The 9,294-nt window shown below is 74.0% G+C and carries 8 protein-coding genes; 6 read left to right on the top strand and 2 right to left on the bottom strand.

Annotated features, from left to right (window positions below):
- Positions 1–539: 539 nt before the first annotated feature.
- Positions 540–1,655, top strand: coding sequence for a YncE family protein (locus tag AB0O91_RS39010; RefSeq protein ID WP_363443568.1), 1,116 nt, complete (start codon positions 540–542; stop codon positions 1,653–1,655).
- A 157-nt stretch (positions 1,656–1,812) separates the two neighbouring features.
- Complete coding sequence (locus AB0O91_RS39005; protein ID WP_363443566.1) at positions 1,813–2,562, top strand: G1 family glutamic endopeptidase; 750 nt, start codon at positions 1,813–1,815, stop codon at positions 2,560–2,562.
- A 34-nt stretch (positions 2,563–2,596) separates the two neighbouring features.
- Here the strand turns inward: AB0O91_RS39005 and AB0O91_RS39000 are convergent, their stop codons facing one another.
- Positions 2,597–3,223, bottom strand: coding sequence for a hypothetical protein (locus tag AB0O91_RS39000; protein WP_363443564.1), 627 nt, complete (start codon positions 3,221–3,223; stop codon positions 2,597–2,599).
- A 67-nt stretch (positions 3,224–3,290) separates the two neighbouring features.
- Complete coding sequence (locus tag AB0O91_RS38995; RefSeq protein ID WP_363443562.1) at positions 3,291–3,878, bottom strand: TetR/AcrR family transcriptional regulator; 588 nt, start codon at positions 3,876–3,878, stop codon at positions 3,291–3,293.
- Between the two features lie 138 nt (positions 3,879–4,016).
- Here AB0O91_RS38995 and AB0O91_RS38990 point away from each other — a divergent pair, with 138 nt between their 5' ends.
- From AB0O91_RS38990 to AB0O91_RS38975, 4 genes are all read left to right on the top strand, one after another.
- Complete coding sequence (locus AB0O91_RS38990; protein ID WP_363443560.1) at positions 4,017–5,138, top strand: MerR family transcriptional regulator; 1,122 nt, start codon at positions 4,017–4,019, stop codon at positions 5,136–5,138.
- Positions 5,139–5,172: 34 nt separating this feature from the next.
- On the top strand, positions 5,173–5,724 hold the full coding sequence (locus AB0O91_RS38985) for a hypothetical protein (RefSeq protein ID WP_363443558.1): 552 nt from the start codon (positions 5,173–5,175) through the stop codon (positions 5,722–5,724).
- Positions 5,725–5,798: 74 nt separating this feature from the next.
- Entirely contained in the window at positions 5,799–8,015 is a 2,217-nt protein-coding gene (locus AB0O91_RS38980; RefSeq protein WP_363443556.1) for a trehalose-6-phosphate synthase, read from the top strand.
- Positions 8,016–8,165: 150 nt separating this feature from the next.
- Complete coding sequence (locus tag AB0O91_RS38975; RefSeq protein ID WP_363443554.1) at positions 8,166–9,293, top strand: NADH:flavin oxidoreductase; 1,128 nt, start codon at positions 8,166–8,168, stop codon at positions 9,291–9,293.
- Position 9,294: the final 1 nt, after the last annotated feature.

Genomic DNA, 9,294 nt, shown 5'->3' with positions numbered 1-9,294 from the left:
AAGTGACCGAGGCCGGGGATGTCAACATATCTGGCGTTGACTTTTGGCACGCTGTTGAGTTCTCAAGGAACGGACGCTTCCTTCGGACCGCCTTCTAGCGGGCCCTCCGGGCGCTTCGTTCTTTCGTGTTTCCAGCTTACCAGATGTTTTCCGCTCCGTTTTCCGGGGCTTCGTCATCCAACTCACTGGTGTCGTCTGCGGCTTGACGCCCCGTCCGACGTTCCAAACTCTAGCCGGTCCCCGCTCCGAAAAGCGAATCCAGCCGCAATTCCCGTAAACGCGCACACCGAATAAGCCCCTGGTCGGAACGCGAAAGGACGCGACAACGACCCGGCGCGAACCGAGCAGTGGTGTTTCAAGGGATTGGCCGCCCCGGGACCGTCCGCGCTGTTGCGTGTCCGGTGCTCCCTGCCGAGCGACTGGGTGACAGTACCCCTCTCCGGCGCCCAAGACAAATCCTGGCCGACCGACCGTCACCTTCCTCCCGTAGCGTGTCCCTGCCACGGCACGAACGTGCCGTGCGCCAAGGGGAGGACTACATGAACTCGCTTGTGTCAAAGGCTCGTTGGTTAGGCGCGCTGGTGGCCGCCGGCGCGTTGCTGCTGGCCGGGGCCGGTCCCGCCGCCGCCGGTGGCGGGCACCACGGGCCGGTCCGCGGAGTGCCGCGGACCGTCGCCCTGGACTCCTCGCCCGCCGCGGTGGCGGTCAGCCCGGACGGGCGCCGGGCCTACGTCGCGGTGAAGGACAGCATCCACGGCCTGAAGCTGAAGGCGGTCGACACCCGGAGCGGTGCGATCACCGCCGTCGTCACCCTCACCACCGGGTTCGGCGGCGATGCCGGGCCGATGGCGGTCAGCCCGGACGGTTCCCGCGTCTATGTCCTGCTCGGCCCGAACCGTCACTTCCCCGCCTCCGTGCTGGGCGTCGTCGACACGGCCACCGGCACTTTGGTCTCCAGCACCGAGGTGCCGGACCAGCCCCGTCCGTCCGGGACCTACCCGGGCGGGCTGAGCGCGCTGGCGGTCAGCCCGGACGGATCGCAGGTCTATGTGACCCAGGACGGACCGGCGTCCTGGCACCGCCCTCCCCGCCCGGGGGCCAGGGTGCTCACCTTCTCGGCGAAGCAGCAGGCGTTCACCGAGGCCCTCGCGATTCCGGGCCGGTACCCGGCGTCGATCGTGGTCCGGCCGGACGGTGACGACGCCTACGTGGCCACCGAGGCGGGCCTGGTCCACCTGGCCCTGGACGACGAGCCCCCGGCGGTGGTCGGCACCGTCGCCGCCACCGCGGGCACCATCGTCGGCCTGGCGCTCGACCCGGACGACACCCATGTGCACGGCGTCGGCGACGACGGCAAGGGCTACACGGTCGACCTCGACACCGACACCGTCGACGCGACCTTCGACATCGCCCCGGGGCAGCGGCTGCAGAACCCGGCGGTGAGCCGGGACGGCAGCCGGCTGTACGCGGTCGGGCAGGACAACAGCAGCCCGGACGGCAAGGCCTCGGTCCTCTCCCTGGACCTCGCCACCCACCACCTCGTCCCGACCGAGGGGGTCCCCGGCCTCCAGTACGTGACCGGGCTCGCGGTCGGCCCGGACGGCCACACCTTCTACGTCACCGTCAACGACACCCTGCGGATCATCGGCTTCTGATCGATCCGCTCCGGGCGGGTGCGGCACCCGGCCGCACCCGCTCGGCCGAACAGGGGAATCCCGACTCCGTCACCGGCCGGGCAGCCCCGTGGGCCCGGACTGCGGTCGCTAGCTTGTCGACGCTCAGTCAACCCCACACACGCCCCCGGGACCCGTCATGCGCCTCGCCCGTCCGCTCACACTCGCCACCACGACCGCCCTGCTCGCGCTGCTGAGCAGCGGCTCACCCGCCGCCCACGTCCACGCCCCCACCCCCGTCCTGGCCCCGATCGCCGAACACCACCACGACAGCTCGCTGATGTACGGCACCAGCAGCAACTGGTCCGGCTACGCGGCCACCGGCGGCAAGTTCACCAGCGTCAGCGCGGAGTGGGACCAGCCCGCCGTCACCTGCACCGACACCAACACCTACTCCGCCTTCTGGGTGGGCCTCGACGGCGACGGCAGCAAGAGCGTCGAACAGATCGGCACCGAGGCCGACTGCTCGCGCGGCACCCCGTACTACTCGTCCTGGTACGAGATGTACCCGGCCTACCCGACCAACTTCCGGAACCCCGTGAGCCCCGGCGACCACTTCGTCGCGAGCGTCAGCACCAATGGCAACGGCTCCTTCACCCTCACCATCCACAACACCACCGCGGGCTGGAGCCACAGCGTCGCCAAGACCCTGAAGAACGCGGCCCTGGCCTCCGCCGAGGTGATCGCCGAGGCTCCGTCCACCACCTCCGGTGTGCTGCCGCTGGCCGACTTCGGCACCGTCGGCTTCACCAACGCCTCGGTCAACGGGAAGGCCCTCAGCGACTCGAACCCTTCGGTCATCGACATGGCCACCAGCAAGGTCACCAAGGCCACCACCTCGGAGATCACCGACGGCGCCGACTTCTCGGTGACCTGGCACCACAGCTGACCGATCCCCCGGCGGCGCCCGACCGGCTGAACGGTCAGGCGCCGCCGGCCTGTCGGCGGCCCTGCGCCAGGAAGTCCAGCAGGCCCGCCACGCCGCCGAGTTCACGGATCGTCCGGGCCGCGCCGAAGGGGGCGTTCCAGAACTCCCCCTGTCGCAGCGTGTGCGGGCCGACGTACGCGTAGGGCTCCGGCTGGTAGGCGTCCCCGGGCGAGACCCCGTAGTTCACCGCGTCCACGGTCACCCCGAGGTCGAAGTGCTCGGGCCAGATGACCGGGGTCTCCGCCGGGAACAGCGCGTCGAGCGCGGCCTCGCCGAGCGCGAAGCAGTGCGCGATCCGGCCGGCGGCCTCCCGGTCCACCTCGATCGCGCGGTCGGCGGCGACGCCCGGCCCGTCCTGGTACAGCCCTTCCGGCGCGCCGACGGGGAGCCCGAGGGCCGCGCCGAGGGCGGCGCAGCTGGTCCGTCCGAGGGACAGCGCCCGCCCCGGTGCGACCAGCTCCGCACCGACCACCCGCAGCCGCGGCTCGACCGTGGTCGCGAAGCCGCCCGGGCAGGGCCGCAGCCGGATCGTCCCGCTCAGCCGGTACTGCGGACCGGCCAGCACCAGTTCGGCCACCGCGTGCAGGGAGCGACGGGTCCGCTCGAAAGTCTCGCTGTCCATGGGGGCATGATCCCCCGGGCGCCCGGCCCGCGCACGGCCTTCCGGCGGCAACGGCACCGAACCTCGTTCAGGGGTCGATCAGGGTGCGGACCATCAGGTCCACCTGCTCGCGCAGTTCCTCCTGCGACGGCGGGTGCGCCTGCCCGGCCCCCGCCGTCGTGTGGAAGAGGATGCCGTCGCACCAGGCCATCAGGTACCGCGCGCGCCGCTCCGCGTCGCGGCCGCCCGCTGCCGCGAGGAGCGTGGCGGCCAGGCCGCTGAACTCCCCGCCGAGTTCGTCGTACCGGGCGCGGAGCGCCTCGTCGCGGTTGGCCTCCAGGGCGAGTTCCACGCGGGCCAGCGTGAGTCCCCGGCCCGCCGCGAGTCGCACGCCGAGGTCGTCCGCCAGCAGGTTGGTCAGCACGTCGCGGGCCGCCGGCGGGCTCAGCAGGGCGCTCACCTTCTTCAGCGGCCGCAGCGGGGCGGAGTCCGCTCCGGCGATCCGGTCCAGGGCGAGGGTCAGGAGCGCCGCCCGGGTGCGGGCGAGGTTGGAGGTGGAGCCAGGGGGCAGGCCGGCCGCCTCGTCCACCGCGCGGTGGGTCAGGCCGCGCAGCCCGCGCTCGGCGAGCAACGTGACGGCGGTGTCGGCGATCAGGGCGGCGCGTGGCGAGGTCATGGTCCAAGCATGCCGTCCGGCCCTTTCTCCGTCACTACGCTGGTAGTACATTGGACTACATTCGAAGTGTCAGTTGCGCTCTCCGCACGCCACCAGCCGTGCCTCCGACGGCAGTTGCCCGAGTCGACAGGAACGCCCGTGACCGCCCTGCTGATCCTGAACTACGCCGTGGCCGGCCCGCACCGCCCCGCCGTCCAGCGCCGGACGGCGGCCCCGCGATCCACCCGGCCGGCCCGACCCGCCGGCTCCGCGCCAGGCGGCGGCGAACTGCTGGCCAGTACGAACGGGACCGTCCGACTCCACTCGGGCGCGCGGCCCGTCGGCGGCACCCACACCGTCGTACTGCGCTTCCGGGACGCCCGGCACGCCCGCGCGGCCTACGACTCCGCCCACTACCGGGACCTACTGGAGGAACGGCTCGCCGCCGCCGTCCCCTTCTCCGCCGTGATCGTGCCGGAACTGCCGACGTCGCCGGGCCGGGCATCGCCCACGGGCCGGCACTCCGGCGCGGTGTCCGGCGGCACGGTCCGTGTCCCGTTCCCGGCGGCCGAAGCCGGCCCGCCACCGGCGCGGATGGACCTCACCGACTTCGTCGCTCGGGCCGGGCTGTCCGCCAGGAGCATCCGGGCCTACCACGCGCGCGGCCTGCTGCCCCCGGCCGAACGCGTCGGCAGGCGGGTCTTCTACGGCCCCGAGCACGTCTGGCGCATCGCCTCCATCCAGTACCTCCAGCGCCGCGGGCTCAACCTCGAAGCCATCCTGGCCCTCTCCGAGCCGGACCCCCCGGGCTGGCACGGGAGCGGGCCCGCCCTCCCGGCCGCCGAAGACCCGCTCCCCATCGTGGCCGCGGTGCTCGACCGCCCCCACGGCACCGCCGACGCACTCGCCCGGGACCTGGGGGCGCGCATCGCCGAGCACGTGGAGTCGCTGCGCCGGATCGGGTGCCCGCCGGACGGTGCCCCCGGGGCCCCGCAGCAGTTCGGCCCCGCGGTGACGGCGCTCCTGGTGGAGGCCATCCGGGCCGTGCTCGCCGTCGACGGCGCGCACCCGGTCCAGCCCGGCCCCGACGAACCGGGCGGAGCCAGGACGGCCCGGTGTCGGCCGCGTTCCCTGCCGCGGCCGCCGGCCGAGCCGCCGTTCAGTGCGCCGGCCGGTGCTGCCACGAGGCTTCCGGTGCACTCCCGCGGTTCCGGCACGGACGGCGGTCCACCGCGCCCATGCTCGCCGGATCCAGCCGAACGGGTCGGTACGTCCGTGTGAAGTCCTGGTCGCGGGGGCGTACTTCGCGGACCTGGTGTTCCACGGCCTGCCGCGGCCGGTGCGGCCGGGCACCGATGTGTTCGCGGAGGGCTTCGACCTGGTGCCGGGCGGCGCGTACACCCTGGCGATGGCGGTGCACCGGCTCGGGCGGCGGGTGGTGTGGAGCGCGGACTTCGGCACGGACCTGTTCACCGCCCGGGTGCCGGCCGGTGCCCGGCAGGAGGGGTTGGACGAGGCCGCCTTCCGCCACCACCCGTTCCCGGTCCGGAGCCTGACCGTCGCCCTGTCCTCCGGCGACGACCGGGCGATGGTCAGCTTCCAGGACCCGGTCGAGCCCGAGCCGCTCGGTCCGCTGCTGCACCGGTTCCGCCCCCGGCTGCTGCTCCTGCCCCAACGGCATTGGGACGAGGGGACGGCGGCGGGCGACTGCTTCAACGCCGGCCTGGTGCACGGCCTGCCGGCCGGCTGGAGCCCTGCGGACTGCCTCGCCGCCGCCACCAGGCCGGGCTCCGGTGCCCCTGCGCGCCGCGAAGCTCGACTGCCGGCTCGGCGACCACCGGCTCGCGGCGAACCCGGCGTGAGGTGAACCCGGCGTGAGGTGAACTCGGCTTGCGGTGAGCACACTTCACCGCTTGCCGTGGCCGTGTTAGCGTCCCTCGGATGTCGAGGCATCTGGTCACCGATCTGGACGGCACCCTGCTCGGCGGTTCCCGGGACGACCGACGTCGGCTCCGGGACGCCCTGGCCCGTCACCCCGACGTGACCGTGGTCTTCGCCACCGGGCGCGGCCCGGCCTCGATCCGGGACCTCCTGCGCGACCCGCTCGTCCCGTGCCCCCGGTGGGTCATCGCCGACGTCGGCGCCACCGTCCTGGACGGCACGGACTTCACCCCCGTCGACCCGATCCAGGCCCAGCTGCGGACCGGCTGGCCCGGAGCGGAGCCGGTCCGCGCCGCGCTCCGCCGCTTCCCCCAGCTCAGTTACCAGCACGACGTGGTCCAGGACGGCCGCTGCTCCTACCACCTCGCCCCCGACCGGCTCACCGCGGACCTCACCGCGGCCGTCGAGGCCCTCGGCTGCTCCTGGGTGTACTCGGCGGACCGCTTCTTCGACGTCCTGCCGCCACAGGCCTCCAAGGGCAACGCACTGCGGGCACTGGCCGGGAAGCTGGGCTGGCGGCCCGAGGACACGCTGGTCGCCGGGGACTCCCTCAACGACCTCTCGCTGTTCCGGGCCGGCACCCGTGCGGTGGTCGTCGGCGGGGCCGAGCCCGCCCTGCTCGCCGCCCTCGCCGGGGATCCGCTCGTCCACCGCCCCGAGTGCGTCGGCGCGGCCGGCATCCACACGGCGCTCCGGGACCTCGGGTGGGTCCACTCCCCCACGGCCGGGCCCGCCCTCCCCGTCGCCGGCGTACGGCCCGCCACCGACGTACGGATCGCCACCGACGCACGGCCCGCCGCCCACGTGCGGACCGCCGCCGGCCCGCACTCGGTCGTGGTCGCCTACCACCGCCCGCCACTGCACTGGAACGGCGAGAGCTGGCAGCCCCCCAGCAGCCCCAACGGCATCCTGCCGACCCTGACCAGCGCCTTCGCCGACGGCCTGCCCGGGATCTGGGTCACCGCCGGGCCCGGCCCGGACCAGCCGTCCCCGCCCCCGGCCGGCCCCCCGCTCGCCGCCGTCCCCGTGGACCGGGCCACCTGGAGCGGCTACTTCCACCGGGCCTGCAAGGAGACCCTCTGGCCCGTCCTGATGTCCGAACCCGACCGCTCGGTCTTCGACCCGGCGGCCTGGAGCGACTACCGCACGGTCAACTCCCGGTTCGCGGAGCTGATCAGTGCCCGGGCCGCGCCCGGCGCGACCGTCTGGCTCCACGACTACAACCTCTGGCTCGTCCCCGGCCTGCTGCGCCGCCTCCGGCCCGACCTCAGGACCGGGCTGTTCCACCACACCCCGTTCCCCGCCCCGGAGGCCTTCGCCACCCTCCCGGTCGCCGCCGAGCTGCGCCGCTCGCTGGCCCGGCTGGACTGGGCCGGCTTCCACACCGAGGACTTCGCCGCCCGCTTCCGCGCCACCCTGGCCGCCGGTGCGACCGGGCCGACCGTCCGATCCGGGCCCTCCGAACCACCCCGCCTGCCGCGTACCGGCGTCCACCCGCTCGGCATCGACCGGGCAGCCGTCGAGCGGCTCGCCCGCCTCCGCGCACCGCACCGCCACCCGTCCCCCGAACGCCTGGTGCTCGCGGTCGAACGTCTCGACTACGCCAAGGGCCCGGTCCAGAAGGTCGACGCCGTCGACCTCCTGCTCGCCCGGCGGCCCGACCTGCGCGGCCGGCTCGCCTTCCGGCTCGTCTGCCCGCCGCCCGAGCCCGGCATCACCGCCTACGACACCACCCGCCACCGGCTCGAAGAACGCATTGCGGAGGTCAACACGCGCTGGGCACAGCACAGTTGGCAGCCGATCGACTACCGGCCCGAGCGCCTCGGCCGCACCGGGGTGGTGGACGCGTACCTGGCGGCCGAGGTGCTCTGGGTCACCTCCCTCCAGGACGGGATGAACCTGACCGCCAAGGAGTTCGTCGCCGCCCGGGCCACGCTCCCCCGGCCCGCCGATCCGGGCGTCCTGGTGCTCTCCCGCCACGCCGGCGCGGCCGACGAACTCGGCGAGGCCGCCCTGCTCACCGACCCCCACACCCCGGGGGACCTCAGCGCCGTCCTCGGCCGCGCCCTCGACCTCGCCCCGGCCGAGCGCCGGACCCGGATGGCCCGGCTCTCCGAACTCCTCGGCCACCGGCGGCCCGCCGACTGGGCGGCCCGCATCATCGACGAGATCCGCGGCGACGACGGGCGGAGCCCGACCCCGGGCGGCACGCGGTGACGTGCAGTGGTGCGCAGTGACGTTCCGTGGCGCGCAGTGGCGCGGATCACAGCGGCTTCGATGCGGGCGACGAAATGCGGGGGCCACCGGAGCGGTTGGCACGACCGTTACCGACTCGGCGCACACCACTGCCACCCGCGAGGACTTGCCATGACCGTCATCGAGAACCCGGCCGCCCGCGCCGCCGGGATCCTGTCCCGTCCCGTCACGATCAACGGGCTGACCGTGCCCAACCGCATCGTGATGGCGCCGATGACCCGCCAGTTCTCCCCGGGCGGCATGCCCGGCGAGGACGTCCGCTCCTACTACGCCCGCCGGGCCGCCGCGGGCGTCGGCCTGATCGTCACCGAGGGGACGTACGTCGGCCACGAGTCCGCGGGCCAGAGCGACAACATCCCGCGCTTCCACGGCGAGGACCAGTTGGCCGGGTGGGCCCGGGTCGCCGAGGACGTCCACGCGGCGGGCGGCACCATCGTGCCGCAGCTCTGGCACATCGGCATGGTGCGCAAGCAGGGCGACCCGCCGTTCGCCGACGCCCCCGCGATCGGCCCGTCCGGCATCCGGCTGGACGGCACCGAGGGAACCGGCCGGGCGATGACGCAGTCCGACCTGGACGCCGTCATCGGTGCGTTCGCGGAGGCCGCGGCGGCCGCCGAGCGGATCGGCTTCGACGGGGTCGAGCTGCACGGGGCCCACGGCTACCTGCTGGACCAGTTCCTGTGGGCGGGCACCAACCGCCGCACCGACTCCTACGGCGGCGACCCGCTCGCCCGGACCAGGTTCACCGCCGAGCTGGTCGCCGCGGTGCGTGCGGCCGTCTCCCAGGAGTTCCCGGTCCTCTTCCGCTACTCGCAGTGGAAGTCGGACAACTACGACGCGCGCCTCGCCGAGACCCCGCAGGAGCTGGAGGCGATCCTCGCCCCGCTCGCCGAGGCCGGCGTCGACGCCTTCCACGCCTCGACCCGCCGCTACTGGGAGCCCGAGTTCGACGGCTCCGACCTCAACCTGGCCGGCTGGACCAAGAAGCTCACCGGGCTCCCCACCGTCACCGTCGGCTCGGTCGGCCTGGACGGCGACTTCATCGGCGCCTTCCGGGGCGAGGGCTCCGCGACCCAGAGCCTCGACAACCTGCTGGACCGGCTGGAGCGCGACGAGTTCGACCTGGTCGCCGTCGGCCGCGCCCTCCTCCAGGACCCGCAGTGGGCGGCCAAGGTCCTCTCCGGCCGCTTCGACGAGCTCCAGTCCTACGACGCCGCCGCGCTCCGCACCCTGAGCTGAC

The sequence above is a fragment of the Kitasatospora sp. NPDC089797 genome (genome assembly GCF_040684795.1).
Taxonomy (GTDB): Bacteria; Actinomycetota; Actinomycetes; order Streptomycetales; family Streptomycetaceae; genus Kitasatospora.
The sequence above is the reverse complement of the archived record's forward strand: the minus strand, read 5'-3'. Positions and strand labels throughout refer to the sequence as shown.